Source organism: Streptomyces sp. NPDC111606 (assembly GCF_055656945.1).
In genome coordinates, this window is the sequence record NZ_JBVKBY010000008.1 from 140,080 (window position 1) to 166,303 (window position 26,224).

26 protein-coding genes are annotated in these 26,224 nt (G+C 71.4%); 7 read left to right on the forward strand and 19 right to left on the reverse strand.

Annotated elements, in window-relative coordinates; translation table 11 throughout:
- Window positions 1-95: 95 nt before the first annotated feature.
- Together ACZ7M7_RS27445 and ACZ7M7_RS27450 are read left to right on the forward strand one after the other, a co-directional pair.
- Entirely contained in the window at window positions 96-1,142 is a 1,047-nt protein-coding gene (locus ACZ7M7_RS27445) for an ATP-binding cassette domain-containing protein (protein ID WP_383608434.1), read from the forward strand.
- On the forward strand, window positions 1,139-1,987 hold the full coding sequence (locus tag ACZ7M7_RS27450) for an ABC transporter permease (RefSeq protein ID WP_472121110.1): 849 nt from the start codon (window positions 1,139-1,141) through the stop codon (window positions 1,985-1,987). The genes ACZ7M7_RS27445 and ACZ7M7_RS27450 overlap by 4 nt, the downstream gene beginning before the upstream one ends.
- A 46-nt stretch (window positions 1,988-2,033) precedes the next feature.
- On the opposite strand, the gene ACZ7M7_RS27455 is transcribed toward ACZ7M7_RS27450, so the two are convergent.
- From ACZ7M7_RS27455 to pdhA, 6 genes are all read right to left on the reverse strand, one after another.
- A complete protein-coding gene (locus tag ACZ7M7_RS27455) occupies window positions 2,034-3,143 on the reverse strand; it encodes a potassium channel family protein (RefSeq protein ID WP_383628809.1) in 1,110 nt (369 codons plus the stop codon).
- Entirely contained in the window at window positions 3,140-4,519 is a 1,380-nt protein-coding gene (locus tag ACZ7M7_RS27460) for a molybdopterin molybdotransferase MoeA (RefSeq protein ID WP_472121116.1), read from the reverse strand. Before ACZ7M7_RS27460 ends, ACZ7M7_RS27455 begins: the two co-directional genes overlap by 4 nt.
- Complete coding sequence (locus tag ACZ7M7_RS27465; RefSeq protein WP_472121119.1) at window positions 4,516-5,460, reverse strand: NTP transferase domain-containing protein; 945 nt, start codon at window positions 5,458-5,460, stop codon at window positions 4,516-4,518. The genes ACZ7M7_RS27460 and ACZ7M7_RS27465 overlap by 4 nt, the downstream gene beginning before the upstream one ends.
- 69 nt (window positions 5,461-5,529) lie before the next feature.
- Window positions 5,530-6,924 carry a dihydrolipoamide acetyltransferase family protein gene (locus tag ACZ7M7_RS27470; RefSeq protein ID WP_472121123.1) on the reverse strand — a complete coding sequence of 465 codons (1,395 nt, stop codon included), beginning with the start codon at window positions 6,922-6,924 and terminating at the stop codon, window positions 5,530-5,532.
- Entirely contained in the window at window positions 6,924-7,928 is a 1,005-nt protein-coding gene (locus tag ACZ7M7_RS27475; protein ID WP_383628816.1) for an alpha-ketoacid dehydrogenase subunit beta, read from the reverse strand. Before ACZ7M7_RS27475 ends, ACZ7M7_RS27470 begins: the two co-directional genes overlap by 1 nt.
- Window positions 7,925-9,061 carry a pyruvate dehydrogenase (acetyl-transferring) E1 component subunit alpha gene (gene pdhA / locus ACZ7M7_RS27480; protein WP_472121128.1) on the reverse strand — a complete coding sequence of 379 codons (1,137 nt, stop codon included), beginning with the start codon at window positions 9,059-9,061 and terminating at the stop codon, window positions 7,925-7,927. The genes ACZ7M7_RS27475 and pdhA overlap by 4 nt, the downstream gene beginning before the upstream one ends.
- Before the next feature lie 190 nt (window positions 9,062-9,251).
- Here pdhA and ACZ7M7_RS27485 point away from each other — a divergent pair, with 190 nt between their 5' ends.
- Entirely contained in the window at window positions 9,252-9,737 is a 486-nt protein-coding gene (locus ACZ7M7_RS27485; RefSeq protein ID WP_383608587.1) for an Lrp/AsnC family transcriptional regulator, read from the forward strand.
- 16 nt (window positions 9,738-9,753) lie between these two features.
- Here ACZ7M7_RS27485 and ACZ7M7_RS27490 read toward each other — a convergent pair whose 3' ends face one another.
- From ACZ7M7_RS27490 to ACZ7M7_RS27500, 3 genes are read right to left on the reverse strand one after another with little or no spacing between them, the layout of a single operon-like run.
- Window positions 9,754-10,146, reverse strand: coding sequence for a hypothetical protein (locus tag ACZ7M7_RS27490; RefSeq protein ID WP_472121131.1), 393 nt, complete (start codon window positions 10,144-10,146; stop codon window positions 9,754-9,756).
- A 22-nt stretch (window positions 10,147-10,168) separates the two neighbouring features.
- Window positions 10,169-10,759: a TetR/AcrR family transcriptional regulator gene (locus ACZ7M7_RS27495; protein WP_383608409.1), complete on the reverse strand. Its 591-nt coding sequence runs from the start codon at window positions 10,757-10,759 to the stop codon at window positions 10,169-10,171.
- Window positions 10,756-12,273: a 3-hydroxyacyl-CoA dehydrogenase gene (locus tag ACZ7M7_RS27500; RefSeq protein WP_472121135.1), complete on the reverse strand. Its 1,518-nt coding sequence runs from the start codon at window positions 12,271-12,273 to the stop codon at window positions 10,756-10,758. The genes ACZ7M7_RS27495 and ACZ7M7_RS27500 overlap by 4 nt, the downstream gene beginning before the upstream one ends.
- A gap of 160 nt (window positions 12,274-12,433) precedes the next feature.
- Between ACZ7M7_RS27500 and paaN the strand changes: the two genes are divergently transcribed.
- Window positions 12,434-14,125 carry a phenylacetic acid degradation protein PaaN gene (paaN, locus tag ACZ7M7_RS27505; RefSeq protein WP_472121138.1) on the forward strand — a complete coding sequence of 564 codons (1,692 nt, stop codon included), beginning with the start codon at window positions 12,434-12,436 and terminating at the stop codon, window positions 14,123-14,125.
- On the opposite strand, the gene ACZ7M7_RS27510 is transcribed toward paaN, so the two are convergent.
- From ACZ7M7_RS27510 to ACZ7M7_RS27520, 3 genes are read right to left on the reverse strand one after another with little or no spacing between them, the layout of a single operon-like run.
- Window positions 14,122-14,868 (reverse strand): TrmH family RNA methyltransferase, encoded by a 747-nt coding sequence (locus ACZ7M7_RS27510; protein ID WP_383608400.1) that lies wholly within the window; start codon window positions 14,866-14,868, stop codon window positions 14,122-14,124. The two genes, paaN and ACZ7M7_RS27510, sit on opposite strands and share 4 nt — an antisense overlap.
- Window positions 14,865-16,091: an HTTM domain-containing protein gene (locus ACZ7M7_RS27515; RefSeq protein WP_472121142.1), complete on the reverse strand. Its 1,227-nt coding sequence runs from the start codon at window positions 16,089-16,091 to the stop codon at window positions 14,865-14,867. Before ACZ7M7_RS27515 ends, ACZ7M7_RS27510 begins: the two co-directional genes overlap by 4 nt.
- Window positions 16,088-16,867: a DUF5819 family protein gene (locus ACZ7M7_RS27520; protein WP_472121145.1), complete on the reverse strand. Its 780-nt coding sequence runs from the start codon at window positions 16,865-16,867 to the stop codon at window positions 16,088-16,090. Before ACZ7M7_RS27520 ends, ACZ7M7_RS27515 begins: the two co-directional genes overlap by 4 nt.
- A 249-nt stretch (window positions 16,868-17,116) precedes the next feature.
- On the opposite strand from ACZ7M7_RS27520, the gene ACZ7M7_RS27525 reads away from it, so the two are divergent.
- On the forward strand, window positions 17,117-18,259 hold the full coding sequence (locus tag ACZ7M7_RS27525) for an acyl-CoA dehydrogenase family protein (protein ID WP_472121149.1): 1,143 nt from the start codon (window positions 17,117-17,119) through the stop codon (window positions 18,257-18,259).
- 55 nt (window positions 18,260-18,314) lie between these two features.
- On the opposite strand, the gene ACZ7M7_RS27530 is transcribed toward ACZ7M7_RS27525, so the two are convergent.
- From ACZ7M7_RS27530 to ACZ7M7_RS27545, 4 genes are all read right to left on the reverse strand, one after another.
- On the reverse strand, window positions 18,315-18,644 hold the full coding sequence (locus tag ACZ7M7_RS27530; RefSeq protein WP_383608584.1) for a rhodanese-like domain-containing protein: 330 nt from the start codon (window positions 18,642-18,644) through the stop codon (window positions 18,315-18,317).
- Between the two features lie 96 nt (window positions 18,645-18,740).
- Complete coding sequence (locus ACZ7M7_RS27535) at window positions 18,741-19,643, reverse strand: hypothetical protein (RefSeq protein ID WP_383608388.1); 903 nt, start codon at window positions 19,641-19,643, stop codon at window positions 18,741-18,743.
- A gap of 373 nt (window positions 19,644-20,016) precedes the next feature.
- A complete protein-coding gene (locus tag ACZ7M7_RS27540) occupies window positions 20,017-21,474 on the reverse strand; it encodes a DUF2252 domain-containing protein (RefSeq protein WP_472121154.1) in 1,458 nt (485 codons plus the stop codon).
- 221 nt (window positions 21,475-21,695) lie between these two features.
- A complete protein-coding gene (locus tag ACZ7M7_RS27545; RefSeq protein ID WP_362386041.1) occupies window positions 21,696-22,058 on the reverse strand; it encodes a winged helix-turn-helix transcriptional regulator in 363 nt (120 codons plus the stop codon).
- A 171-nt stretch (window positions 22,059-22,229) separates the two neighbouring features.
- On the opposite strand from ACZ7M7_RS27545, the gene ACZ7M7_RS27550 reads away from it, so the two are divergent.
- Complete coding sequence (locus ACZ7M7_RS27550; RefSeq protein WP_383608376.1) at window positions 22,230-22,880, forward strand: FMN-dependent NADH-azoreductase; 651 nt, start codon at window positions 22,230-22,232, stop codon at window positions 22,878-22,880.
- A 239-nt stretch (window positions 22,881-23,119) separates the two neighbouring features.
- On the opposite strand, the gene ACZ7M7_RS27555 is transcribed toward ACZ7M7_RS27550, so the two are convergent.
- Together ACZ7M7_RS27555 and ACZ7M7_RS27560 are read right to left on the reverse strand one after the other, a co-directional pair.
- Window positions 23,120-23,290, reverse strand: a complete 171-nt coding sequence (locus ACZ7M7_RS27555; RefSeq protein WP_472121158.1) for a hypothetical protein — start codon at window positions 23,288-23,290, stop codon at window positions 23,120-23,122.
- Window positions 23,291-23,314: 24 nt separating this feature from the next.
- Window positions 23,315-23,533, reverse strand: coding sequence for a hypothetical protein (locus ACZ7M7_RS27560; protein ID WP_472121161.1), 219 nt, complete (start codon window positions 23,531-23,533; stop codon window positions 23,315-23,317).
- A 370-nt stretch (window positions 23,534-23,903) separates the two neighbouring features.
- On the opposite strand from ACZ7M7_RS27560, the gene ACZ7M7_RS27565 reads away from it, so the two are divergent.
- The gene (locus tag ACZ7M7_RS27565) at window positions 23,904-24,266 is read left to right on the forward strand and encodes a DUF1304 domain-containing protein (protein ID WP_383608370.1); all 363 of its coding nucleotides are present in this window, start codon (window positions 23,904-23,906) and stop codon (window positions 24,264-24,266) included.
- 253 nt (window positions 24,267-24,519) lie between these two features.
- On the opposite strand, the gene ACZ7M7_RS27570 is transcribed toward ACZ7M7_RS27565, so the two are convergent.
- A complete protein-coding gene (locus ACZ7M7_RS27570; protein ID WP_472121165.1) occupies window positions 24,520-26,100 on the reverse strand; it encodes a hypothetical protein in 1,581 nt (526 codons plus the stop codon).
- Between the last annotated feature and the right edge of the window lie 124 nt (window positions 26,101-26,224).

The following is a 26,224-nucleotide window of genomic DNA, read 5'->3' on the forward strand; positions in this document are numbered from 1 at the left end:
TCCCTGTGCGCCGCCGATGAGTTTGCGCCACCGTAAAGGTCTCCCCATGCGTAGCCCAAGAACGCGGAAGGACCACCCGGAAGGACCCCGACAGCATGAGCACGCAGACGACGTCCGGTCTCGCGATCGAGACCGCCGGCCTGGTGAAGACGTTCGGTGAGACACGGGCCGTCGACGGCGTGGACCTCGCGGTTCCGGCCGGCACGGTCTACGGCGTCCTCGGCCCCAACGGCGCCGGAAAGACCACCACGGTGAAGATGCTCGCCACCCTCCTACGACCCGACGGCGGCGAGGCCCACGTCTTCGGCCACGACGTCGTCCGCGAGGCCGACGAGGTGCGTGGCCGCGTCAGCCTCACCGGCCAGTACGCCTCCGTGGACGAGGACCTCACCGGCACCGAGAACCTGGTCCTGCTGGGCCGGCTCCTCGGACACGGCAAGCAGGCCGCGCGGCAGCGCTCCGCGCAGCTCCTGGAGGCCTTCGGGCTGACGGAGGCGGCGGCGAAGCAGGTCAAGAACTACTCCGGCGGCATGCGGCGCCGTATCGACATCGCCGCCTCCATCCTCAACACCCCCGACCTGCTCTTCCTCGACGAGCCGACGACCGGCCTCGACCCGCGCAGCCGCAACCAGGTCTGGGACATCGTGCGCGCGGTCGTCGCCCAGGGCACCACGGTGCTGCTGACCACGCAGTACCTGGACGAGGCCGACCAGTTGGCCTCCCGGATCGCCGTCATCGACCGCGGCAAGGTGATCGCCGAGGGGACCAAGGGCGAGCTCAAGGCGTCCGTGGGCGCCGGTTCCGTTCATCTGCGGCTGCGCGACGCGGCGCAGCGTCCGGAGGCCGAGCGCGTCCTGCGACTGACCCTGGACGCGGAGGTGCAGCTGGAGCCGGACCCCGTGGCCCTCACCGCACGTGTCGGCTCCGGGGCCGCCAATGGCCAGGGCGCGGCGGAACAGGCCGCCCGCGCGCTCGCCGAGCTGGCCCGCACCGGCATCACCGTCGACAACTTCTCGCTGGGCCAGCCCAGCCTGGACGAGGTGTTCCTCGCCCTCACCGGACACGACACCCACGACGCACGCGACAACAACGACCGGACTGACAAGGCCGGCAAGGACGACAAGGACGGGGTGGCGGCATGAGCACCGTGACGCAGACCGAGGACAAGGAACTCGCCCCCGTCAGCGCCGAGTCGCTCGCGGCGCTGCTCGTCGCGGGGGAGCGACCGCCGCGGCCCAGCGCCCTGTCGGCCTCGATGACCTTCGGCTGGCGCGCGATCCTGAAGATCAAGCACGTGCCGGAGCAGCTCTTCGACGTCACCGCGTTCCCGATCATGATGGTGCTGATGTACACGTACCTGTTCGGGGGTGCCCTGGCCGGCTCCCCGAAGGAGTACATCCAGTTCCTGCTGCCGGGCATCCTGGTGATGTCGGTCGTGATGATCACGATGTACACGGGCGTCTCGGTGAACACCGACATCGAGAAGGGTGTCTTCGACCGGTTCCGTACGCTGCCCATCTGGCGGCCGTCGACGATGGTCGGCTATCTGCTGGGCGACGCCCTGCGCTACACGATCGCGTCCGTGGTGATGCTCACCGTCGGCATGATCATCGGCTACCGCCCGGACGGCGGGGTGGCCGGTGTCCTCGCCGGGATCGCCCTGTTGGTCGCCTTCTCGTTCGCGTTCTCATGGGTCTGGACGATGTTCGGGCTGTTGCTGCGCAGCGAGAAGTCGGTGATGGGCGTCAGCATGATGGTGCTGTTCCCGCTGACCTTCCTGTCGAACATCTTCGTCGACCCCAAGACCATGCCGGGCTGGCTCCAGGCCTTCGTCAACAACAGCCCGATCACTCATCTGGCCTCGGCCGTCCGCGAGTTGATGGCGGGCAACTGGCCGACGGACGAGATCGCCTGGTCGGTGGGCTGGGCGGGCCTGTTCGTCCTGGTCTTCGGACCGATCACCATGCGGCTGTACAACCGCAAGTAGCGCGTACAGCCGCAAGCGGCACCGACGATGAAGCCCGTCTGAGACGTCAGACGGGCTTCATCCCTGGGGGCAGACGCCGGTCGTCGGGTGCGACCTGACTGCCCGGCGTCGCCCTCACGATGGTGATGAGCCGGTCCGTCAGCTCCAGTGTCCCGACGTCCGGATCGTCGTATCCGAGCACCCGGTGCCCGCGTACGACGCTCACGATCAGGTCGTCCGTCTGGCGTGGGTTCTTGCCCACCTCGGCCTTTATGACCGGCCGTTCGACGATGTCGAGCCCGCTGCCCTGCTGGATCAGGTCCTCCAGCACCATGCCGGCGGCGGGGCTGAGCACGGAGAGGCCGAGCAGCCGCCCGGCCGCGCTGGCGCTGGTGATGACCGCGTCGGCGCCGGACTGCTTGAGCAGCGGCGCGTTCTCCTCCTCACGCACCGCGGCCACGATCTTCGCCCCGCGGTTGAGCTGCCGGGCCGTCAGCGTCACCAGGACGGCGGTGTCGTCGCGCTGGGTGGCGATGATGATCTTCCGTGCCTTGTGCACCTCGGCCCGCTTCAGGACCTCGCTGCGCGTCGCGTCCCCCGTGACCCCCGCGTATCCGTCCGCGACCGCCGCCTCGATCACCTTGGAACTCGGGTCGACCACGATGACCTGTTCCTTCTTCAGGCCCGTCGCGCAGACGGTCTGGATCGCCGAACGGCCCTTCGTGCCGAAGCCGACGACGACGGTGTGGTCGCGCAAGGTGGACCTCCAGCGGTTCAGACGCCATTCCTCGCGGGTCCGTTCGGTGAGGACCTCCAACGTGGTGCCGACCAGGATGATCAGGAACAGCACACGCATCGGCGTGATGACGAAGATATTGGTGAGCCGGGCGGCGTCACTGACCGGGGTGATGTCGCCGTATCCGGTGGTGGAGAGGCTGACGGTCGCGTAGTAGAAGGCGTCGAGAAGGTCGACGGCACCGTCGGAGCTGTCGTTGTAGCCGTCATGGTCGGCGTAGACGATCAAGGCGGACGCCACGAGCAGCGACATCGCGATCGTGACCCGCTTGGCGACCTGCCGGAACGGATGCTCCACGATCTTCTTCGGGAGCTTCACGCGATAGGTTGCGACCCGCTCGTCCGCCTCGCGCGCTATGGCGTCCTGGCCCGGAAGTTTCACGTGAAACACACCTCGATACCGGCAGTGGCCCAGGGCAGGTCGAGCAGTTCGGTCTCCTGACCGGCACGAACACCGCCCGGTGGAACGACGGCGATCGCGTCGGCCGCCGCCATGCCCCGCAGCATGGCCGGGCCGTGGTAGCGCAGCGGCACGGCATGATCGCCGCGCAGCACGACGGGGATGAGCCTGGTGTCGTACGGATGCCCGTGTGCCGCCTCGCTCAGCGGCAGCGTGTAGGGCTCCGGGGCGGGGCGTGCCGCGAGCGTGCGCAGCAGGGGTTCGGCGAGCGTGAGCAGGCCGGAGACGGCGGCGAGGGGGTTGCCGGGCAGGCCCACGAGGTGCTGGTTCTCCTTGAGGCGGGCCAGCAGCATGGGGTGGCCGGGGCGCACCTTGACGCTGTCCACCAGGAGTTCGGCGCCGATGCGGTGCAGGGTGGGGTGGACGTGGTCGACGGGGCCGGCCGCGGTGCCGCCGGTGGTGACGACGAGGTCCGCTTGGGAGCTGGTGAGCGCCTTGCGCAGGGCCTTGGCGTCGTCGCCGAGCCGGCGCACCGCGGTGACCTCGGCGCCGAGGGCGCGCAGCCAGGGCGGCAGCATCGGCCCGAGGGCGTCGCGGATCAGCCCGTCGTGCGGGAGCCCTTCGGTGAGCAACTCGTCGCCGAGGATGAGTACTTCGACGCGGGGGCGGGGTACGGCGGTGACAGTGTCGTATCCGGCGGCGGCTGCCAGCCCGAGCACGGCCGGGGTCACGAGGGTGCCCGCGGCCAGCAGATGATCGCCCTTACGGCACTCCTGGCCGCGTGCCCGGATGTCCTGGCCGTGCTGGATCTCCCGGGTGGCGTGCAGATGGCCCTGAGCGCCCGTGCGGCCGTGCTCGCTGCGCAGGACGGCGGTGGTGTCCGGGGGGATGCGGGCGCCGGTCGCGATACGGACGGCCTCGCCGTCGGTGAGCGGATCGGGCTCGCCGTGCCCGGCCAGCACACCCTCGTCCCGTACGTCCCAGGGGCCGGGCCCCGCGATGGCCCAGCCGTCCATCGCCGAGGTGTCGAAGGAGGGCAGATCGGTGAGGGCGGTGAGGGGAGCGGCCAGGGCGAGACCCAGGGCGGCGTCGAGGGGGATGGAGACGGGGGCACGGCCGGCGGCCCGGGTGCCGGATCGGGCGGCGCGGGCGGCGATATCGCGGGCTTCGGGCCAGGGGGTGGCCTTGTGGTGGCCGGCCGGTTTGGGGGAGCCCGGGGTGGGCGGGGTGGGCGGGGTGGCTGCGGGCACAGGCTCGCCCGGTGTGTGGTGGCCGTTGTCCTCGTTCACGAGGGCGAGCACCTCCTCGACGTCGAGGTCCTCGGCGTCCTCGTCCGCCCGGATGCCGCGGGGGGTCATCCGGCGTCCGGGCGGGTGTCGGGGGTGGCGTCGGGGGCCACGTCGGACTTGGCGGCGGCCTCTTCGGCCCAGCGCAGGGCGAGGGCGGCGGCCTTGCGGGATGCCTCGGCGACCGCTTCGGGTCCGCCCTCGCCGTCCCGGGCCTGCGCCGCCGCGTACCCGACCAGGAAGGTGGTCAGCGGGGCCGCGGGCCGCGCCACGCCGTGGGCGGCGTCGCGGGCGAGGTCCAGCAGCGCCTTGATGTCGACGTCGAGGTCGATGCCCAGCTCGTCCTTGACTGCGGAAATCCATTCATCCAACACGTGCCCATGCTCCCTGATGCGTGCCCTGGCGGTGGCGATGTCGTCCCAGGTGTCGCAGTCGAAGGACGCGACGGGGTCGGGGACGCGGGTGAGTGCGAGCGCGCCGGTCAGCCGACGCAGGGGGAGGCCGGCGAGGCCGTCCCGACCTTGGGTGAGTGCGGCCAGTTCGCGGCGCAGCGCGGGCGCGCGGTACGCGGCGACGAGCGGCTGGTCGCGGCCGTCGGCGTCGGTGAGCAGCGCGCCGTCGGCGTCGCCGGAGCGCAGGGCGGCCAACAGCCGCCGTACCGTGCCCTCGTCGAGGAACGGCAGGTCGGCCGAGAGGACGACGACCTGCTCCGCGCCGGTGTGCCGGAGCCCGGCGTCGAGGGCGGCGACCGGGCCGCCGCCGGGCGGGTCCTCACGCGCCCAGGTGACCGGACGCGCCGTGGACCGGGGATCGGCGACGACCACGGTGGTGCGGGCATCGGCACAGGCGGCGAGCACCCGGTCGAGCAGCGGGCGCCCACCGACACGCACCCCGGGTTTGTCCACCCCGCCGAGCCGCCGCGCGGCACCGCCGGCGAGCACGACGGCGTCGTACGCGACGTCGTGAACTGCATCGGCGGCGCCTTGCGCGCCAGTCGGTCCGTACGCGGTCACCCCCCGAGTATGCGTGCCTCCGCGATCACAGGGAACGCAGGGGAAGCAGCCGAAACGCGGGGGTCTTGGTCACAGCGTGCGCAGCAGCACCGCCGGGTGTTCCACACAGTCCGCCACATACCGCAAGAAGCCGCCCGCGGTGCCACCGTCGCAGACACGGTGGTCGAAGGTGAGCGAGAGCTCGACGAGCTGCCGCACCGCCAGTTCGCCCTCGTGCACCCAGGGCTTGGGGATGATGCGGCCGACGCCGAGCATGGCGGCCTCGGGGTGGTTGATGATCGGGGTGGAGCCGTCGACACCGAACACGCCGTAGTTGTTCAACGTGAAGGTGCCGCCGGTGAGTTCCGCCGGTGTGAGGGTGCCCGTGCGGCCGGCCTCGGTCAGCCTGGCGAACTCCGCCGTCAGCGACTCCGCGTCCCGCGCGTGGGCGTCCCGTACGACCGGGACGACGAGCCCGCGCTCGGTCTGCGCGGCGAACCCGAGGTGTACATGATCGAACTGGACTATCTCCCTGGCCTCCGTGTCGACCGTGGAGTTGAGCTCGGGGAACCGGGCCAGGGCCGCGGTGGTGATGCGGGCCAGCAGGGCGATCAGAGAGATCTTCGGTCCCCCTGCGGCGTTCATCGCGGTCCGCGCCCGCATGAGCTCCGTCGCGTCGGCGTCCACCCAGCAGGTGGCGTCCGGGATCTCCCGCCGGCTGCGGGAGAGCTTGTCGGCCACAGCACCGCGGACGCCCTTGAGGGGCGTACGGATGCCGGCGGGAGGGGCGGAGGAACGGACGGGCGGCTGCGCGGCCGGGACGGCAGCGGAGGAAGCCGGGGCCGGTGCCGGGGTGGGCGTCACACGCGCGTGCGGCCCGGCCGACGGCTGTGCCGTGCGTCCGTGTGCCTGAGCGGCCCGCAGGGCGTACTCGACGTCGGCCCGCAGGATCAGCCCCTCCGGTCCGGAGCCGTGCAACTCCCTCAGGTCCAGGCCGTTCTCCCGGGCGAGGCGGCGGACGAGGGGGGAGATGACCGGCACGGGCCCCTCGATCACCTCCCGCGCGGCAGCGGCGCCGTTGGCGGACACGGGTTCCACAGGGACGGCGGGTACCGACTCCCCCGGGCGCACCCTTCTGCGCCGCGCCGGTGCCTCGGAGGTGCCGTAGCCGACGAGGACATTGCCGGAGCCCTTGTCCGAGGCCGCACCCGAGTCCTCGGCCGGGCCGTCGGAGGCCGGCGCGCCGACGGCCACCGTCAGCAGCGGCGCGCCCACGGGAAGCTCGGAGCCCTCCTCGCCGAAGCGGGCCGTGACCACCCCGGCGTAGGGGCACGGGACGTCGACCATCGCCTTGGCCGTCTCGACCTCGACGACCGGCTGGTCGACGGCGACGACGTCACCGACCTCCACCAGCCAGCGGACGATCTCCGCCTCGGTGAGCCCCTCCCCGAGGTCGGGGAGCTTGAACTCCAACACCTGTGCCATCAGCTCTCGGCCTCCCACTGCAGACGCCCCACGGCGTCCAGGATCCGGTCCACGCCGGGCAGGTGGTGACGCTCCAGCATCGGCGGTGGGTAGGGGATGTCGAACCCGGCCACACGCAGCACCGGCGCCTCCAGGTGGTGGAAGCAGCGCTCCGTGACCCGGGCCGCGATCTCCCCTCCCGGGCCGCCGAACCCGCCCGACTCGTGCACGACGACCGCTCGCCCGGTCCGCCGTACCGAGGCGCTGACCGTCTCGTCGTCGAACGGCACCAGCGAGCGCAGGTCGACGACTTCCAGGTCCCACCCCTCGTCCCGAGCCGCCTCGGCGGCTTCGAGGCAGACGGGCACGGACGGTCCGTACGTGATGAGCGTGGCGCTCCGGCCGGAGCGCCGCACCACCGCGCGGCCAATCGGTTCAACGCTCTGCGGCTCGTCCGGGTTCCAGGTGTCCTTCGACCAGTACAGCCGCTTCGGCTCGAGGAAGACGACCGGGTCGTCGGAGGCGATGGACGCGCGCAGCAGCCCGTAGGCGTCGGCGACGGTTGCGGGCGTGACGACATGGAGCCCCGGAGTCGCCATGTAGTACGCCTCGGACGAGTCGCTGTGGTGCTCGACGCCGCCGATGCCGCCGCCGTAGGGGACGCGGATGGTGATGGGGAGCGGCATCCTGCCGCGGGTGCGGTTGCGCGTGCGCGCCACGTGCGAGATGAGCTGCTCGAACGCCGGGTAGGCGAACGCGTCGAACTGCATCTCCACGACGGGCCGCAGGCCGTACATGGCCATGCCCACCGCCGTGCCCAGGATGCCGGCCTCGGCCAGCGGCGTGTCGGTGCAGCGGTCCTCGCCGAACTCCTTGGCGAGCCCGTCGGTGACCCGAAAGACACCGCCGAGAGTGCCGACGTCCTCACCCATGACGTGCACGGTGGGGTCGTCCGCCATGGCGTCGCGCAGCCCGCGCGTGAGGGCCTGCGCCATGGTGGCCGGCTTGGCGGCGACGGTGGTCATCGGTGCGACCCTTCCGACTCGGCTTCGAGCTCGGCCCTCAACTGGGCCTGCTGTTCCCGCAGTTGCGGTGTGGGGTCGGCGTACACATGGCCGAACAGGTCCATCGGGTCGAGAGCCGGGTCCTGGTTCATGCGTTCGCGCAGGTCGGCGGCCATGGTTTCGGCGGCGTCCCGGGCGGCCTGCTTGCCGGCCTCGTCGAGCAGGCCGCGCTCGGTCAGCTCGTGCTCCAGGAGCGCGATCGGGTCGTGCCCGCGCCAGGTCTCGACCTCGGAGTCGCCGCGGTAGCGGGTCGCGTCGTCGGCGTTGGTGTGGGCGTCGATGCGGTAGGTGATCGCCTCGATCAGCGTGGGACCGCCGCCCGCGCGCGCGTGCCGTACGGCGTCGCTCAGCACCTCGTGCACGGCGGCCGCGTCGTTGCCGTCGACCAGGCGGCCGGGCATCCCGTAGCCGACGGCCTTGTGGGCCAGCGACGGGGCCGCGGTCTGCTTGGCGAGCGGGACGGAGATCGCGAAGCCGTTGTTCTGGACGAGGAAGACGACCGGTGCCTGCCATACGGCGGCGAAGTTCAGCGCCTCGTGGAAGTCGCCCTCACTGGTGCCGCCGTCGCCGACCATGGCGAGCGCGACCACGTCGTCGCCCTTGAGGCGGGCGGCGTGCGCGAGACCGACGGCGTGCGGGAGCTGGGTGGCGAGCGGCGTGCACAGAGGGGCCACGCGGTGCTCGTGGGGGTCGTAGCCGGTGTGCCAGTCGCCGCGCAGCAGGGTCAGCGCCTCGACGGGGTCCACGCCGCGTGCGACGACCGCGAGCGTGTCGCGGTAGCTCGGGAAGAGCCAGTCGCGCTCCTCGAGGGCGAGCGCGGCGGCGACCTCGCAGGCCTCCTGGCCGGTGGTCGACGGGTAGACGGCAAGGCGGCCCTGCTTGGTGAGCGCGGTCGCCTGCGCGTTGTACCGCCGGCCTCGCACCAGCTCGGCGTAGAGCCGGCGCAGCAGGTCCGGGTCGGCCTTCGCGGCGGCCTCGGTGCCCAGGACGCGGTACGGCTCCGCGTCGGGCAGCAGCGGCGCGGGGTCCATGCGGGGCTGCCAGGCGGGCGGCGGCGATGGCCGGTACGCGCCTCGCTGCTCCATGACCGTCATGACGGCACCTCCTCTTGGGAGCGGCTACGGGAGGCGCAGCTCCAGTGACGCGCCTCACCTACCGATTGTTCGGTCGTCGGCACATTTTGGCTACAGGCGCCCTCAGGCTGTGGACAAACGGTTCTCCACAGCCTCCAATGAACGCAGTACGTCCACGGAGGGAAGGTGGGGGGACATGGCGCCTGAACAAATGGCCGAAAGCTCGGACGAGGGTGCCCCCCTGCCACCGGCGCGGCCGCTCGACGCCATCGACGAGGACATCCTGCAGATGCTCCAGGCGGACGGCCGCGCGTCGATACGGTCGGTCGCCGAGCGCGTCCATGTCTCCCGCGCCAACGCCTACGCCCGTATCAACCGCCTCGTCGAGGACGGCGTCATCCGCGGTTTCGGCGCCCGCGTCAACCACGAACGTGCCGGTCACGGGACCTCGGCCTACATCACCCTCAAGATCGTCCAGAACACCTGGCGCACGGTCCGCGAGCAGCTCAGACAGCTGCCGGGTGCCTCTCACATCGCCCTCGTCGGGGGCGATTTCGACGTCCTGCTACTGGTCCACACCTCCGATAACAGGGCACTGCGCGAACTGGTCCTCACCCGCCTCCAGGCGATCCCCGAGGTGCTCAGCACCCGCACGCTGCTGGTGTTCGAGGAGGAGGACCTGGAGCCGCAGGGCTGAGCGCCGAATCCGACGGTCAGCCCGAGGCCATCGCCATGGCCATCAGCACCGCGAACAGCACCGGAAGGAGCGCGCATCCGAGCCCGGCACCGGCCGCGGCCATGCGCAGCGTCCGCAGGGAGCGGCGGTGCGGCAGCGCCCAGGCGATCGCGAGCAGGGCGAACCCCCAAAGGATCACCACCTCGATGCCGCTGGTGTAGCCGTCGGCGCGGAACATGCCGTACTCCCACACGAGGAGCGGCAGTCCGAGCAGCGTCGCAACGGAAGGCACCCTCCACCATGTCGGATGGGCGCCGGAGAGCTGCACGTCGTTCTGGATCACGCGCCCCAGCTCACCAGCCCGGGTCGTCCCGGTCCATCGGGCGGCGTACTCACCCGCCCACGCGCGCGTACTCAGGTCGCCCGTCACGCAAGGGCGGCGTCCTTTGAGGTCAGCTCGCCCGGCGCAGTCCCCCGAAGACCAGCCGCGCCACCGTGTCGGCGACCTCGCGCTCGTTCATGCCGCGGCCGTCCGGGCGGTACCACTCGACGATCGAGTTGATCATGCCGAAGACGAGCCGGGTCGCCAGCCGGACCTCCACGTCCGCGCGCACCTCGCCGTCGGCGGCGGCCGCCTTCAGCAGGGCGGCGACCTGGTGGTCGAAGTCGCGGCGCCGTTCCAGGGCCCACCGCTCGGTGTCGGTGTTGCCGCGCACACGCAGCAGCAGCGTCACGTACGGCAGCTCCGCTATGAGCACCTCGACCATGCGCCGTACGACGTACTCCAGCCGGTCGGCGGCGTGCCCCCCGCGCGCGAGGTCCTCGTCGAGGATCGCGAAGAGGCCGTCCAGCGCCCGGCTGACAGCCCGGCGCAGCAGCTCTTCCTTGCCCGTGACGTGGTGGTAGATCGACGACTTGGAGATACCGGCCGCGCGGGAGAGGTGCTCCATGGAGGTGCCGTCGTAGCCGCGCTCGTTGAAGACCTGCACGGCGACGGAGAGCAGGGTCTCCGGGGTGTACGTGTCGCGCTTGGCGGTGGTCATGAGGTACCGCCCTCCCGCTTGTCGGAGGCGTACGCGTGGCGGTACAGCGCGAGGGACGGCGCGTAGCGCCCGGAGGGGTCGCGCAGGTGCAGGTCGTCGAGGAGGGAGTACGCCCAGTTGCGGCCGAGCCTGCGGCTCCACTCGAAGGGCCCGAGCGGGTAGTTCACGCCCAGGCGCATCGCGGTGTCAATGTCCTCCTCGGTGGCCACCCCCTTGGCCACCGCGTCGTGCGCGAGGTCGACGACCCGGGCGACCGTGCGGGCGACGATCATGCCGGGGACGTCACCGATGACGCTGACGTCCTTGCCCAGCGCCTGGAAGAGGCCGGTGGCCTCGGCAAGGGTCTGCGGCGAGGTGTCCTGGGAGGCGGACAGGGCGATCCGGGTGGCCCGGCGGTAGTCGACGGCGAGGTCGAAGTAGACGACGTCCCGGAACTCCACGGACGTCTGGCCGTCGGCGAGCGCGAGCTGGCCGCCGCCGGGCAGCACCAGGCGGGTGCCGTGGTCCTCGTCCTCCTCACGGACCGGAATGCCCGCCTCGCGGATCAGCGCGAGCAGCTCGGAGGCGGGGCCCAGGTCGCCCTCGACGACGACGTAGGCGGGCTGCCGGGCCTTCTCGGCGGTGTGCGGCTCGGAGGCCTCGGCATCCTCCGCGTAGTCGTACCAGCCGTGTCCGCTCTTGCGGCCGAGCCGGCCGGACTCGACCAGGCGCCGCTGGGCGAGCGAGGGCGTGAAGCGCACGTCCTGGAAGAAGGACTGCCACACGGAGTGCGTGACGGACTCGTTGACGTCCTGCCCGATGAGGTCGGTCAGCTCGAACGCGCCCATCCTGAAGCCGCCGCACTCGCGCAGGACGGCGTCGATGGTGGCCGGATCCGCGCCCTGCGCCTCGTACACCGCGAAAGCCTCGGCGTAGAAGGGCCGCGCGATGCGGTTGACGATGAAGCCGGGGGTGTCCGCGCAGGCGACCGGCGTCTTGCCCCACGCGCGTGCCGTCTCGTACGCGCGCGTGGCCGACGTGACGTCGGTGGCGAACCCGGAGACGACCTCGACCAGCGGCAGCAGCGGAGCGGGGTTGAAGAAGTGCAGGCCGACGAAGCGGCCGGGGCTGTCCAGGGCACCGCCGATGGCCGTCACCGACAGGGACGAGGTGTTGGTGGCGAGCAGGCAGTCCTCGCCGACGATGCCCTCCAGCTCGCGGAAGAGCTCCTGTTTGACGTCGAGGCGTTCCAGGACGGCCTCGATGACCAGGGCGCAGTCCGCGAGCTCGGCGAGGGACTCGGCGGGCAGCAGCCGCGCGCGGGCCGCGTCCCGGTCGGCGCCGGTGAGACGGTCCTTCTCGACGAGCCGGTCGAGGCGCGCGCCGATCGCGTCCGCGGCGGCCCGGGCGCGTCCCGGAGCAGCGTCGTACAGCCGTACGGGGTGGCCCGCCACCAACGCGACCTGGGCGATGCCCTGGCCCATGGTGCCGGTGCCGACGACGGCCACGGGGCTGCTGAGGTCGAGTGCTGTCATGGGCGCGATCCTCCCGCACGGGGTTTTCCACAGATGCGGCGGACCCCCTTGAACCGACCGATCGTTCGGTTACTCTAACTCTGACTGGCCTTTCCTGCCCATGTTTCTGCCCAGGTCATGAGCTCGACGGAGAGCTCTTGAAACGAGGAGTTGGTCCCGCATGGCCGCCGAACTGACCGCCCACGAGCTGATCGCCAAGCACCGGCCCACCCTCGACCAGGCGCTGGAAGCGATCCGCACACGTGCGTATTGGTCCCCGCACCCCGAGCACCCCAAGGCCTACGGCGAGAACGGCAGCCTGGACGCCGCAGCGGGCAAGGCGGCCTTCGACGCCCTCCTGGGAGGCCGCCTCGACCTCGGCCAGCCCGGCACCGACGGCTGGGTCGGCGGCGAGGGCTCTCCGTACGGCATCGAGCTGGGCGTCGAGTACCCGCACGCGGACATCGACCAGCTGCTGCCCGCCATGAAGTCCGGCATGCGGGCGTGGCGGGACGCGGGCGCGGAGATGCGCGCGGTGGTCTGTCTGGAGATCCTCAAGCGGATCAGCGACCGCACGCACGAGTTCGCGCACGCGGTCATGCACACCTCCGGCCAGGCCTTCATGATGTCGTTCCAGGCGGGCGGCCCGCACGCACAGGACCGCGGCATGGAGGCTGTGGCGTACGCGTACGTCGAGCAGGTGCGCACCCCCGACACGGCGGAGTGGACCAAGCCGCAGGGCAAGCGCGACCCGCTCGCCCTGAACAAGCAGTTCACGCCGGTCCCGCGCGGCATCGCGATGGTCATCGGCTGCAACACCTTCCCGACCTGGAACGGCTACCCCGGGCTGTTCGCCTCCCTCGCCACCGGCAACGCGGTCCTCGTGAAGCCCCACCCGCGCGCGGTACTGCCGCTCGCGCTCACCGTGCAGGTCGCCCGGCAGGTGCTCGCCGAGGCGGGCTTCGACGCGAACCTGATCGCGCTGGCCGCCGAGCGCCCCGGCGAGGGCATCGCCAAGACGCTGGCCACCCGCCCGGAGATCCGGATCATCGACTACACGGGCTCGACCGTGTTCGGCGACTGGCTGGAGGCCAACGCCCGCCAGGCGCAGGTCTTCACGGAGAAGGCCGGCGTCAACACGGTGATCGTCGACTCGACGGACAACTACAAGGGCATGCTGTCCAACCTGGCGTTCTCGCTGTCCCTGTACAGCGGCCAGATGTGCACCACCCCGCAGAACCTGCTCATCCCCCGTGACGGCATCCGCACCGAGGAGGGCCCGCGGACCTTCGACGAGGTCGTCGCCGACCTCGCCCGCTCGGTCGACGGCCTCCTCGGCGACGACGCCCGCGCGAACGCGCTGCTCGGCGCGATCGTCAATCCCGACGTCAAGGCGCGCCTGGAGGCTGCCGCCGGCCTCGGCGAAGTCGCCCTCGCCTCCCGCGAGATCGCGAACCCGGAGTTCCCGGACGCGGTGGTCCGCACGCCGGTGATCGTGAAGCTGGACGGCGCCAAGCCGGACGACGAGTCCGCCTACATGAGCGAGTGCTTCGGCCCGGTCTCCTTCGCCGTCGCGGTCGACTCGGCAGCGGACGCGGTGGAGTTGCTGCGGCGGACGGTGCGCGAGAAGGGGGCCATGACGGTCGGTGCGTACACGACCGACGACGAGGTCGAGCAGGCCGTGCAGGAGGCCTGCCTGGAGGAGGCGGCCCAGCTGTCGCTGAACCTCACGGGCGGGGTGTACGTGAACCAGACGGCCGCGTTCTCGGACTTCCACGGTTCGGGCGGCAACCCTGCGGCCAACTCCGCCCTGTGCGACGGGGCGTTCGTGGCGAACCGGTTCCGGGTCGTCGAGGTGCGCCGGGAGGCCTAAGCCCTGAAGGCGCCCCCGGTGAGACTCCAGTGGTACAGCGTCATCGCCACACTCGTCGCAAGGTTGTAGCTGGAGACCTGGGGGCGCATCGGCAACGCCACCAAATGGTCGGCACGCGCGCGTAGTTCGGCCGACAGGCCGGTGCGTTCGGAGCCGAAGGCGAGGACGGCGTCGTCCGGGAGCTTGCTGCCCCGGATGTCGTCGCCCTCGGGGTCCAGGGCGAACAGCGGCCCGGGCGGCAGCTCCGCCACGTCCAGCCGCTCCACGGCGGTCGCGAAGTGCAGCCCCGCCCCGCCGCGTACGACCGTCGGATGCCAGGGGTCGAGGGTGCCGGTGGTGACGACGCCGGTCGCGCCGAAGCCGGCGGCCAGACGGATCACGGCGCCCGCGTTGCCGAGGTTGCGCGGGTTGTCGAGGACCACGACGGGGGCGGTGCGCGGGGTGCGCGCCAGCTTCTCCAGGTTGGCGGCGCGAGGCGGTCGTACCGCCAGGGCGGCGACCCCGGTGGGGTGCGGGCGCGGCACCAGCGAGGTGTATGTCGACTCCGGGACCTGCGTCAGGAGCGCGTCCAGGGCGTCCCGTACGTCCGGTGCCAGCTCGTCGGCGAGCGCGAGCGCCGCATCCCGGTCTACGGCGACCGCGACCGGGACCTCGGCGCCGAAGCGCACGGCGTGCTTGAGGGCGTGGAAACCGTCGAGCAGCACGGAGGTGCCGGCGAGCCGGTTCCAGGAGGTCACGGTCATGCCGTGAAGCCTACGTGCGCGTGCTCGGGGTTCTCCGGGGCGCGCGGCCCCGGCAGCTCCGTGGGGCCGTCACCGCGCCGGGCCAGCCTCGACAGCCCCCCACGCGCGCGTGCCGCCCAGTCGCCGAGGCGGCGCAGGAACGACGTCGGCAGGAAGACCGCGTCCGCCGCGATCATCGCCAGGGAGAAGAACGGCAGCCCGAGGACGACCGCGATCACGGCGTGCTCGGTGATCATCGCGGCGAGGAGGACGTTCTTGACCCGCCGGTTGAACAGCGTGAACGGGAAGGCGACCTGCACGATGACCGTGCCGTAGGTGATGAGCATCACCATCGTGCCGCTGGACGACAGCAGGTCGGCGAGGGCGGGCCAGGGCGAGAAGTAGTCGAGGTGCAGCGGGTAGTGGACGGCGGTGCCGTCCTGCCAGCGGGAGCCCTGGATCTTGTACCAGCCGGCGGTGGCGTAGATCAGGCACGCCTCGGCCATGATCACCAGCAGGGCGCCGTTGTGGACGATGTTGCCGATGACGTCGAGCAGGATGCGGGGCTGGTCGGTCCGCGCCAGGCGGCCCACGATCCACCGGCCGGCCAGTGCGAGCCAGACGCCCCACAGGATCACCGGCACGGTCAGGTCGCCGTCGAGACGGCCCACCGCGGTCACGGCGACCAGCGCGACCCCGAACACGCTCCACAGGAGCGGACCGATCCGGTCCGGCCCGACCCGCTCGCCACGCGCACGTGCCTCGCCCGCACGCCTCGCCCGGCGCTCGTCCAGTGACCAGACCTGGCCGCAGCGCGTGAAAACGAGGTAGACGCACATCAGGTGCAGCACGTTGTCGCCGCCGTCGCCCATGAAGATGGAGCGGTTCTGCAGCGAGAGCACGCCGACCATGAAGAGCACGGACATCGTGCGGGTGCGCCAGCCGAGCAGCAGCAGCACGCTGCTCAGGACCGCGAGGACGTAGACGCTCTCGAACCAGAACCCGCTGCTCGACCAGATCAGGGCCGTGAAGGAGCCGTTCGTCCCGATCAGCTGCTGGGCCAGGTCGAAGTCCCAGGGACCGTCGGGGCCGTACATCTCCTGGCGGTGCGGAAACTCGCGCAGCAGGAACAGCAGCCAGGTCGCGGTGAAGCCGATACGGATCACGGCCGTCTGGTACGGGCCGAGCGCGGACTCGGTGACCCGGGCGATGCCGGCGGAAATCGCGAGGGAGTAGCGGTTCACCGGGCGCTCCCCTCTTGCGCGCCCGCGGTGTCTGTCGCGTCGGCCGTGACCGACCACCAGGGCAGCACCCGGTAGGTCGGCTTGTCCGAGACCTGCTCGCCGCTCCACTTGGGCGGGTCCACGTTGGTGGTGCGGGAGCGAACCTGCACGCGTTCGAGGACGCCGCTCTCACCGGCCGCGTTCGCGCGGTCCAGGCGCAGCTCCACTATGCGTCGCACATACGTCTCTGACAGGGCACCGCGCAGGCCTACCGGACGGTTCTCGGCATCGTGCGTGGCGACGAAGAAGTCCCAGGCCCGGCGCAGCTCGTTCTGCTGGGTGTGGCTGGGCAGCAGATTGCCGTCGATGGCCCGGCCGTCCTGGGCGGACAGGTCGTACCAGCCGGTGGTGCGGCGACCGCCGTCGGCCGTGCCGACCTGGGCGCGGACCTGCACCGCGATGTTCTGCTGCAGCGGGTTGGGGGCGAACAGCTTCCAGTTCTGTTCGAACTCCGGGTATATCCAGTCGTCGATCGCCTTGCCGTGCTGCTTGGTGACCGTGTTCGGCGGGGCGACGTGCAGAAAGACCATGCCTATGTGGACACAGACGGCTATCGCCACGACCGCGAGGGCCAGGGCGGCGCCGATCTGGTAGCGCAGGGAGAGGGCGGCCACGCCGGTGCGGGGTTCGCCGGACGGCGGCACGGGAGACGGCTCGACGGCGGACGGGACAGCGGCGTCCCGCGGCTCCTCGTCCGGCCCGTGCCGGGCGGCCGAGCCTGCGTCGTACCCGTCCATGTAGCCCCGTTTCCCGATTCCGGTCCGTCTTCCCTCAGCACGCGGCGCTCGCACGGGAACGGTACTCAGGCCCACCCGCCGGGCAAAGCCCCAGCCGGGCCGCCGTCGTCCACACCTTACGGGGGTCCTACACGGCCGTACGGGGCCCTGCGTGGGTCCTCCACAGAGCATTCCCTTCTTCTAGAACCTGTTCTATCTTGACGCTCCGTCAGATCGCCGTGGGTGTGGACGTGTGGAAGGGCAGGGACCGTGGACTTCACCTTCACCGAGGAGCAGCAGGCGGCGGCCGAGGCGGCACGCGGGGTGTTCGCCGGGGTCGCACCGGACTCCGTGCCCTCTCCCGCGCTCACGCCGGGTGCCGTCGCCGACGACTTCGACCGCGCACTGTGGGGGCGGCTCGCGAACGCCGACCTGCTGAGCCTGCTGCTCGCGGAGGAGCATGGCGGGGCGGGCCTCGACGCCGTCGCGCTGTGCCTGGTGCTGCGCGAGTCGGCGAAGGTACTGGCACGGGTGCCGCTGCTGGAGAACACCGCGGCGACGGCGGCCGTCCAGGCCTACGGCGGCCCCGAGCTGAAGTCCGACCTGCCGGCGCGGGCGGGGCGCGGGGAAGTCGTGCTCACGGTCGCCGCGCACGGCCGCACCGGCCACGACCCGGCCGAGCTCGCGGTGACCGCCCGGCAGGATTCCGGTTCCGGTTCCGGTTGGGTGCTGGACGGGGTGCAGACAGCGGTGCCCTGGGCGTACGACGCCGATCTCGTCGTCGTGCCGGCCCGTACGGCCGCCGACCGGACCGTCCTCGCACTGGTCCCGCGCGAGGCGCCGGGGGTCTCGCTCGCCGAGCAGTTCTCGACCAGCGGCGAGCGGCTGGGGGAGCTGCGGCTGGACTCGGTGGAGCTCACGGCGCGGGACGTCATCGACACCGAGGGGGCGTGGGAGTGGCTGCGGGAGCTGCTGGCCACGGGGACATGTGCGCTGGCGCTCGGGCTGGGTGAGCGGGTCCTCGGGATGACCTCGGAGTACGCGGGCAAGCGGGAGCAGTTCGGGCATCCGATCGCCACGTTCCAGGCGGTCGCCGTGCAGTCCGCCGACCGCTACATCGACCTGCGCGCGATGGAGGCCACGCTGTGGCAGGCCGCGTGGCGGATCGCCTCGGGGGCGCCGGGAGCGCTGCCCGCCTCCGGAGACGTGGCCGTGGCGAAGATCTGGGCCTCGGAGGGCGTACGCCGCGTCGTGCAGACGGCCCAGCATCTGCACGGCGGCTTCGGCGCCGACGTCGACTATCCGCTGCACCGGTACCACGCCTGGGCCAAGCACCTTGAGCTGGCGCTCGGCCCGGCGGCGGCACACGAGGAGGCACTGGGGGACCTGCTGGCGGCGCATCCGCTGGGGTGACGGTCGTCTCCGACGGTTCAGCGGACGGGCAGAGGCAGCAGCTCAGGCGGGCGGCTCAGAGGACGTAGCCGGGCCGGCCCTCGTCGTTCACCACGGGACGTCCCGCCGCCGCCCACACCTGCATGCCGCCGTCGACGTTCACGGCGTCGATGCCCTGCTGGACGAGGTACATCGCGACCTGCGCCGAGCGGCCGCCGGAGCGGCAGATCACATGAACGCGGCCGTCCTGCGGGGCGGCCTCGGTCAGCTCGCCGTAGCGGGCCACGAAGTCGCTGATGGGGATGTGCAGGGCCTTCTCGGCGTGACCCGCCTGCCACTCGTCGTCCTCGCGGACGTCCAGCAGGAAGTCGTCGTCCTTGAGGTCGGTGACCTCGACTGTCGGCACACCAGATCCGAAATGCATGAGTCCGACGCTACCGGACGGCTGCCGGTGCCCGACGGAGCTCCCAAGGGGAGAGCCGTTGCGGGCGGTTTCCGGCCCCTAGTCGAGCAGCGTTGCCAGTTCTGCTTCCCTCGCCTCGACCTGGGCCAGGAGCTGGTCGGCGATCTCGTCGAGGAGGCGGTCGGGGTCGTCCGGGGCCAGGCGGAGCATCGCACCGATCGCGCTCTCCTCCAGCTCGTTCGCGACCAGGGCAAGCAGCTCCTTGCGCTGGGCGAGCCACTCGAGGCGGGCGTAGAGCTCCTCGGCCGGAGTTGGGCCCTGCTCCTTCGGCACCGGTCCCGCGGCCCACTCCTCGGCCAGCTCGCGCAGCAGCGCCTCGTCGCCTCGGGCGTAGGCAGCGTTGACGCGGGTGATGAACTCCTCGCGCCTCGCGCGCTCGTCCGGCTCCTGGGCGAGGTCGGGGTGGGCCTTGCGGGCCAGCTCGCGGTAGAGCTTGCGGGCCTCGTCGCTGGGGCGCACCCGCTGCGGGGGCCGCACCGGCTGGTCCGTGAGCATCGCCGCGGCCTCCGGGAACAGCCCCTCGCCGTCCATCCAGCCGTGGAACAGCTCCTCGACGCCGGGCATCGGCAGGACCCGGGCGCGGGCCTCGTCGGCCTTGCGGATGTCCTCGGGGTCACCGGTGCGGGCAGCCGTGGCCTCGGCGATCCGGGCGTCCAGCTCGTCGAGGCGGGCGTACATCGGGCCGAGCTTCTGGTGGTGCAGCCGGGAGAAGTTCTCCACCTCGACGCGGAAGGTCTCCACCGCGATCTCGTACTCGATCAACGCCTGCTCGGCGGCCCGCACGGCCCGCTCCAGCCGCGCCTCGGGCCGCTCCGCCCCGTCCTCGGCCGGCACCTGTGCCTCACCACCCTGCTCAGCTCCGCCGGCGGGCACCTCGGCACCGCCCGACGTCCCCGCACCAGCGGGTTCGGCCTGGGACTGTTCAGCTTCCGGCGTCGTCACCCGACCAGCGTAGGCCACACCTGCCCGGCCCTTCGTGCCCTGCGACTCCACGCCGCCAGCTCGGGCGCTTCGCCCCATTCGGCCCGGCGTCTTCGTGCCCTGCGGCTCCGGGCCTCCGCCCCAGTCGGCCCGGCGTCTTCGTGCCGCTGCCGGCCTTCGGACCTCCGCCCCAGTCCGCCTGGCGTCTTCGTGCCCGCGGCTCCGGACCCCCGCCCCAATCGGCCTGGCCCCATTGCCTGCGTTCGGCTGGTGAGCCCCGATAAGCCGGGCCAGACAGGCGGTCGGGTCGATCACGTCGGCCGCCTCGGCGGGCCCACCGCCGCCGAGGGTGACGTACCTCACCGCCCCCTCCCCGCGAACCGACCGCCGCCCCTCACACTCCCGTCTCGGCCGCGATCCGCCCCGCCCGTACCGCCGACACCAGCGCGGTGTGGTCGGCCTCCGTGCGGTCGGCGTAGGCGACGGCGAAGGAAGCGATCGACTCGTCCAGTTCCTCGTTCTTGCCGCAATAGCCGGAGACCAGGCGGGGGTCGGCGCTGTGGGAGTGGGCGCGGGCCAGGAGGGCGCCGGTCATGCGGGCGTAGTCGTCTATCTGGTCGGCGGCCAGTGCCGCCGGGTCGACGCTGCCCTTGCGGTTGCGGAACTGGCGTACCTGGAAGGGCCGGCCCTCGACCGTCGTCCAGCCCAGCAGGATGTCGCTGACCACCTGCATCCGCTTCTGGCCGAGCACCACGCGCCGCCCCTCGTGCTCCGGCTCCGGCACCTCGAAACCGGCCGTCACCAGATGCGGGACGAGGGCCGAGGGGCGGACCTCCTTCACCTGAAGGACCAGGGACTCGCCCCGGTGGTCCAGCAGCAGGACGACGTACGAGCGCGTGCCCACGCTGCCCGTGCCCACCACGCGGAACGCCACGTCGTGCACCGCGTGCCGGGAGAGCAGGGGGTGACGGTCCTCGGAGAGCGTGCCGAGGTAGCTCTCCAGCGACGCCGCAACCGCCGCCGCCTCCGCGTCCGGAACCCGGCGCAGCACCGGCGGGGCGTCGACGAACCGGCGGCCTCCGTCCCCGGTCGGCTCCGTCGACTTCGCCGCGAAGCGCCCGCTGGTGTTGCCCCGCGCCTTCTCCGCGACCCGCTCCAGCGTGCCGATCAGGTCATGGGCGTCGGTGTGGGAGACCAGCTCCTCGTTCGCGATCGCGTTCCACGCGTCCAGCACCGGGAGCTTGGCCAGCAGCCGCATGGTGCGCCGGTAGGCACCCACCGTGTCGTGCGCCGCCTTGCGGCACGCGTCCTCGTCGGCGCCCGCTTCCCGGCCCGCGAGCACGAGCGAGGTGGCGAGCCGCTTGAGGTCCCACTCCCAGGGGCCGTACAGCGTCTCGTCGAAGTCGTTCAGATCGATGACCAGGCCGCCACGCGCGTCGCCGTACAGGCCGAAGTTCGCCGCGTGCGCGTCACCGCAGATCTGGGCGCGGATCCGGGTCATGGGGGTGCGGGCGAGGTCGTACGCCATGAGGCCCGCCGAGCCGCGCAGGAACGCGAAGGGCGTCGCCGCCATCCGGCCGACCCTTATCGGCGTGAGTTCGGGGAGCCGGCCGAGGTTGGACTCCTCGACGGCGGCCACGGCATCGGGGCGGGCGGCATCGAGGTCGAGAACCGCGTGGTCGGCGCGCGGCACCCGCCCGCGCAGTGCCTTGCCGTCCTCCTTGGGCGATCCGCCGCCCGGCCACTTGGCGAAGCCGCGCACGCTGGGCAGCCGACGCGCCGCGGAATCCGACGACGACTCCGATGCCACCGCGGCCACCTGCGCCGTAGCCTCCGCACCGACCTCGGTCATACCGACCGCCTCCCCCGCTCACGCACGAACATCAACTCGTGCCGACGTTACAGCCGGTCGCCGAAACACGTCAGACCCTGTGGACAACTCCGCGGTTGTGGAAACCACCGCTCGCCGCGATGCCGGAGCGCCGGGCGAGGAGGCCGCGATCCGCCTCGGCAGTTTCTGGCGAGTCCGCCTCGGCAGCCACCAGAGCATCGACAGTCACCAGGCCCTCCGCCTCAGCAGCTCTCCGGCCCCACTCCATCAGCCAGATGTTCCTGCGCCCACAGTCCCAGCGCGGTGAGCGCAGGCTCCAGCGCCGCGCCCGCCTCCGTCAGCCGGTACACCACCCGCAGCGGCGGCCCCTCGTACACCTCACGCACCACCAGCCCCGCGGCGGCGAGCTCGGTCAGCCGGTCGGAGAGCATGCGCTCGCTGATGCCGGGAATCGCCCGGCGCAGGGCGACGAAGTACGCGGGCCCCGCGGTCAGGACGGACACGATCGGGCCGGTCCAGCGCTTGCCGAGCAGCTGGAAGACGCGAGTGATGCCCTCGTCGACCCGTTTGCACGCCGATACGTCGTGACTCTGCTCACCCGCCATGCCCTTCAGGGTACTGCCCTGCGGTACGGGGATGAAAAAAAGTAAGTGACTGTGTTATTCATAGTCGAGTACGAATCCTCAGTAACTGCGGGAAGGTGCTTCCAGGGCCCTGCCCTTCCCCTGCCCGCTTCCCATCCGCCCCCATCCGCTTCCGTCCCTCCGGAGACCCCCATGGCAACGCTCCTGCACATCGACTCCTCGGTCTTCCCGACCGACGCCTCCTCCTCCCGCGCCGTCACCGACGCCTTCCGCCGCACCTGGCAGGAACAGCACCCCGAGGGCACGGTGATCCACCGCGACCTGGCCTTGAACCCGGTGCCCCACATCTCCGCCCACGCCCACACCGCCGGTTTCGCCGATCCGGCCACGCACACCCCCGAGCAGGCCGCCGCCTTCGCCGAGCGCGTGACGCTGATCGAGGAACTGGAGCGCGCGGACGCCGTGCTGATCGGCGCTCCGATGTACAACCTGACGATCCCGTCGACCCTGAAGGCCTGGCTGGACCAGGTGGTCCTGTTCGGCCGTACCGCGGGCGACGCCCAGTCGGTCAAGGGCACCCCGGTCACCGTCGTGGCCAGCCGCGGCGGCGCGTACGGGCCGGGCACTCCGCGCGAGGGCTACGAGTACGTGCAGAACTACCTCTCGGCAGTCCTGGCCGACTTCCTCGGCGCCGACCTCGAGTTCATCGTTCCGGAGCTCACGATGGCCCCGGCCAACCCGGAGATGGCCGACCTGGTCCCCCTCTTCGAGGCCTCCCGCGAGCGCGCCCTCGACGAGGCCGCCGCGAGGGCGAAGCAGCTGGCCCAGCGGCTCGCGGCGTAGCCACGTCGCACGCGGCCCAAGGGCAGTCGCGCACGCCGCATTGCAGTCACGCGCGCGTGGGAGAACCCGCTCCGGCGAACGGGGCCCTACGCGCGCGTGGCGGTGCGCAGCGCCGGGAGCCGCCACGACGCCGAAGACGGCACCGAACCCGACGCCGAATACGAAGCCCGAGCCGCCGACCCGGGCAACGTCTCGCGACGCTCCACTCGTCACCGCGCTACCGGGCCACAGGCCACCGGTCACGGGCCGTCGCCGACCCCCTGCCCCGAAACAACCGAAACACCGATCGAGACCCCCGGCGCCTCTCCCGCCGAGTCCCGCCCCGCCGAGGGCAGACACAGCGCCACGACCAGCCCGATCACCGCGAGCACGGTGACCCGCACCAGATGCGCGTCCCTGCACTCGGGCACTCCCCTGAGGGGCGCGCCCCGCCCTCACCCACCCGCCGCGATCATCAGCGCCAGCGGGACGACGACGGATCCGAGCAGCGCGGCGACCGCACCGCGGCCGTTCCAAGGGCGCGACCTACGGGCGAACTCCGCGGCGACCGCGTACCCGAGGGCGGCGCAGACGCCCCAGATCCGGTGCGGGGTGAGGGTGGTGACCAGGGCCGGCGACAGCGCGAAGACCGCGCATCCGAGCCGGAACAGCACGTCGCGGCGAAGGCGGGGAACTCGGCGCGACCGATGACGGCCACTCCGGACGGGCACCTGCGGCACGGGGGCGAGCACAGGGCCGCCACCGGACCGGACTCCGGCAACGAATGAGAGCGACTCGGGTGGCATCGGCGGGCTCCTGGAGCAGGGGATCCCCAATCTCGCGCCGACGCGGCAACGGCCACCTCGGCCGAACGGCCACCGTTCACAGCCCGTGCGGCAAGCCGCTCAGCCGAAAGACCGACCGGGCGACCAGGCCGCCTCCCGCCGGGCCCCGGGCCGACCGAAGAACCCACCGGCGACCGCGGTCAGCGCACGCCGCCCCACCGCCTCACCGCGCCCGCACACCCACCGGCACAATCACCGCATGCATCTGATCTCTGTCGTCCTCGTCGCCCTCATGGCGCTGCTGCACGTCTACATCCTGGTCCTGGAGATGTTCCTGTGGCAGCGCGGTCCGGGACGCCGCTTCCACGGCTTCGACGCCGAGCTGGCCCGCACCACCGCGCCGCTGGCGGCCAACCAGGGCCTCTACAACGGCTTCCTCGCCGCGGGCCTGGTCTGGGGCCTGATCGCCGACGACCCGACCGGCTACCGCGTCCAGATCTTCTTCCTGTCCTGCATCGTCGTCGCGGGCGTCTACGGCGCGGCCACCGCCAACCGCCGCATCCTCTTCGCCCAGGCACTGCCCGCGGCCGTGACCCTCGCCACGGTCATCGCGGCCGGCTGAGCCCGACGCCGTGGCCTGAGAGCTTCATCACAGGTCACGGCCGCCGAGGGCGGCGTATCGATGCAGCGAGAGGCGCGACGTGTCGAACGCAACACCGCACAACGAGAAGAGGCGGCATCGTGATTACGATGCCGCCTCTTCGACGGTGGGGAACCGACGGAATGGGCTGGTCAGCGGCCGAGCAGGACGGACAGAGGTGATTTCCCGCGCAGATGTTGATCGTTTCCCGCCGTGCACGTCGAAGGGCCTCCCGTCAGGTCGAGGGCCTGTCCTCGCGTGCCTCCTCGATCAGCATCGACAGGCTCTTCGTCGCATTCGTCGTCAGTCGTCCCACCTTGCCGACCAGCACGTTCCATGAGTGGGCGTCGTCACCCAGTTCCTTCTGCAGCAGGTAGGCAACTTCCAGAGCCTGCGCTCCACTGTTCAGGGCAAGGACAGCCGGCAATTCCCGGAGGAGGTCAGCATCCGCGAAACGGGAAGCGGCGATCGCCTCAGCGACCTGCCGCTTGTACGCCGCCGGTCCCTTGAGCGGGAGGAAAGCAGCTAGTTCGGCTCGGGGATCTGCGCTCTCAGCGAGGACGTCGTCCGAAGGAACCGTCTGGCGCTCAGGCTCCTGACGAGGCACCCGCGCACTGTGACGCTCGCCGTGCAGTTGCATGATCGCCCGAGTCAGGACGTCCTCCGCTGCATTCCGCACCTGCTCGTCCGGGTGCTGAACCAACCGAGCGGCAGCTTCGGGACTGAGCAAGGGAGCGATGCGGGCGAGAGCAACCGAGGGGAGCAGCGGGTTCGCGGCGAGGGCATCAGCGGCCTTGGCGCGGCCGGCAGTCCATTCGGGATCAGGCCTCTCTCTCCGCTGCCACGAGGGCCGCTTCGCGGTCGACATGAGCCTGGCGACGTCGTCGAGTACTTCGGGGCTCGTGCACACAGCAGCAATCGGCTCGAAGTGCGACCAGTCCCACTGCGAGATGCCCTTCTCCCTCGCGTGAGCAACGGCAGCCGTGGCCAACGCCGCCACTCGCGGACGGAGAACCGATCCGTGCAGGAGGAGGGCGCGAGGATGACGGTCGACAATGTCCGCGATCCTGTCGAGTTCCAGCAGCGCTCCCCATCGCCGGAGGTCAGAAGCCGCTTCAGGAACGCTGTCGGGAAAAGCTGTCTTCAAGCAAGCCTGCAGCGTCTCGTCGGTGAGCTCCTTGGCCTCGCTGAGCAGCAAGTTGACTATGAGGTTGGTGCTGTTGTGGTCCGCACCGCGGGCGATGAGCTGCGGCCATATGCCCATTGCGGACGGGGCGGACAGCAAGGCCCAGACATCGTCGTGCCACGCCTCCACCTTGGCCACCCATGCATCGCGCTCGGCCTTGCGGTGGGCATCAGAGGCAACGCCCGTCTCAAGGTCCTGCGGTTTGTCCTGGACAGCAGCATCGATCAGCGCCGTACGCAACTCTGAGTTGACGAAAGCCCACGAGACTCCGACGCGACGTGCCGCTGAATGATCCAGCCTCTCGATGAGCAGCATCTGGGCTTCTTGCAGGTCCCATCGGGTCCGAGCGACCTCGGTCAGGACGGTCTCGGCGCCCAGCTTCTCTGCTGCGATCAACAGCGTGCCCGTGGTGACAACCGGGGTGGCCAGGACCGCCTTGATCAACTGCCGGTCATGAGCCTCTCGGATCAAAAGGTCACGCGCGTGAGCTGTGACGTCGGGTCGGGCGAAGAAGCGAGCCGCTGTGACGGGATCACCCTGGCGCGCCAGGAGCTCCGCCAGCACATGCTGCTGTGCTGGCGGCAGCGAAGGGGCATCGATGAGCGCTACCCAAACCGGTTCAAGAGGCATGAGTGGACGCTAGCGGCCCGTACCACGCCACGAGGGTGAAATGAGAGCAACGGGCACGCGACAAGCCAAGGCGTCAGTCACCCGCTCGGCCCAAGCTCTACTGACAGCCCAGTAAGTGAGAAGT

Bases quoted from the DNA above. Each gene is read 5' to 3' on its own strand.
- ACZ7M7_RS27445 (WP_383608434.1), top strand. From the start codon at position 96: ATGAGCACGCAGACGACGTCCGGTCTCGCGATCGAGACCGCCGGCCTG.
- ACZ7M7_RS27450 (WP_472121110.1), top strand. From the start codon at position 1,139: ATGAGCACCGTGACGCAGACCGAGGACAAGGAACTCGCCCCCGTCAGC.
- ACZ7M7_RS27460 (WP_472121116.1), bottom strand. From the start codon at position 4,519: ATGACCCCCCGCGGCATCCGGGCGGACGAGGACGCCGAGGACCTCGAC.
- ACZ7M7_RS27470 (WP_472121123.1), bottom strand. From the start codon at position 6,924: ATGGCACAGGTGTTGGAGTTCAAGCTCCCCGACCTCGGGGAGGGGCTC.
- ACZ7M7_RS27475 (WP_383628816.1), bottom strand. From the start codon at position 7,928: ATGACCACCGTCGCCGCCAAGCCGGCCACCATGGCGCAGGCCCTCACG.
- pdhA (WP_472121128.1), bottom strand. From the start codon at position 9,061: ATGACGGTCATGGAGCAGCGAGGCGCGTACCGGCCATCGCCGCCGCCC.
- ACZ7M7_RS27485 (WP_383608587.1), top strand. From the start codon at position 9,252: ATGGCCGAAAGCTCGGACGAGGGTGCCCCCCTGCCACCGGCGCGGCCG.
- ACZ7M7_RS27495 (WP_383608409.1), bottom strand. From the start codon at position 10,759: ATGACCACCGCCAAGCGCGACACGTACACCCCGGAGACCCTGCTCTCC.
- ACZ7M7_RS27500 (WP_472121135.1), bottom strand. From the start codon at position 12,273: ATGACAGCACTCGACCTCAGCAGCCCCGTGGCCGTCGTCGGCACCGGC.
- paaN (WP_472121138.1), top strand. From the start codon at position 12,434: ATGGCCGCCGAACTGACCGCCCACGAGCTGATCGCCAAGCACCGGCCC.
- ACZ7M7_RS27510 (WP_383608400.1), bottom strand. From the start codon at position 14,868: ATGACCGTGACCTCCTGGAACCGGCTCGCCGGCACCTCCGTGCTGCTC.
- ACZ7M7_RS27520 (WP_472121145.1), bottom strand. From the start codon at position 16,867: ATGGACGGGTACGACGCAGGCTCGGCCGCCCGGCACGGGCCGGACGAG.
- ACZ7M7_RS27540 (WP_472121154.1), bottom strand. From the start codon at position 21,474: ATGACCGAGGTCGGTGCGGAGGCTACGGCGCAGGTGGCCGCGGTGGCA.
- ACZ7M7_RS27545 (WP_362386041.1), bottom strand. From the start codon at position 22,058: ATGGCGGGTGAGCAGAGTCACGACGTATCGGCGTGCAAACGGGTCGAC.
- ACZ7M7_RS27550 (WP_383608376.1), top strand. From the start codon at position 22,230: ATGGCAACGCTCCTGCACATCGACTCCTCGGTCTTCCCGACCGACGCC.
- ACZ7M7_RS27565 (WP_383608370.1), top strand. From the start codon at position 23,904: ATGCATCTGATCTCTGTCGTCCTCGTCGCCCTCATGGCGCTGCTGCAC.
- ACZ7M7_RS27570 (WP_472121165.1), bottom strand. From the start codon at position 26,100: ATGCCTCTTGAACCGGTTTGGGTAGCGCTCATCGATGCCCCTTCGCTG.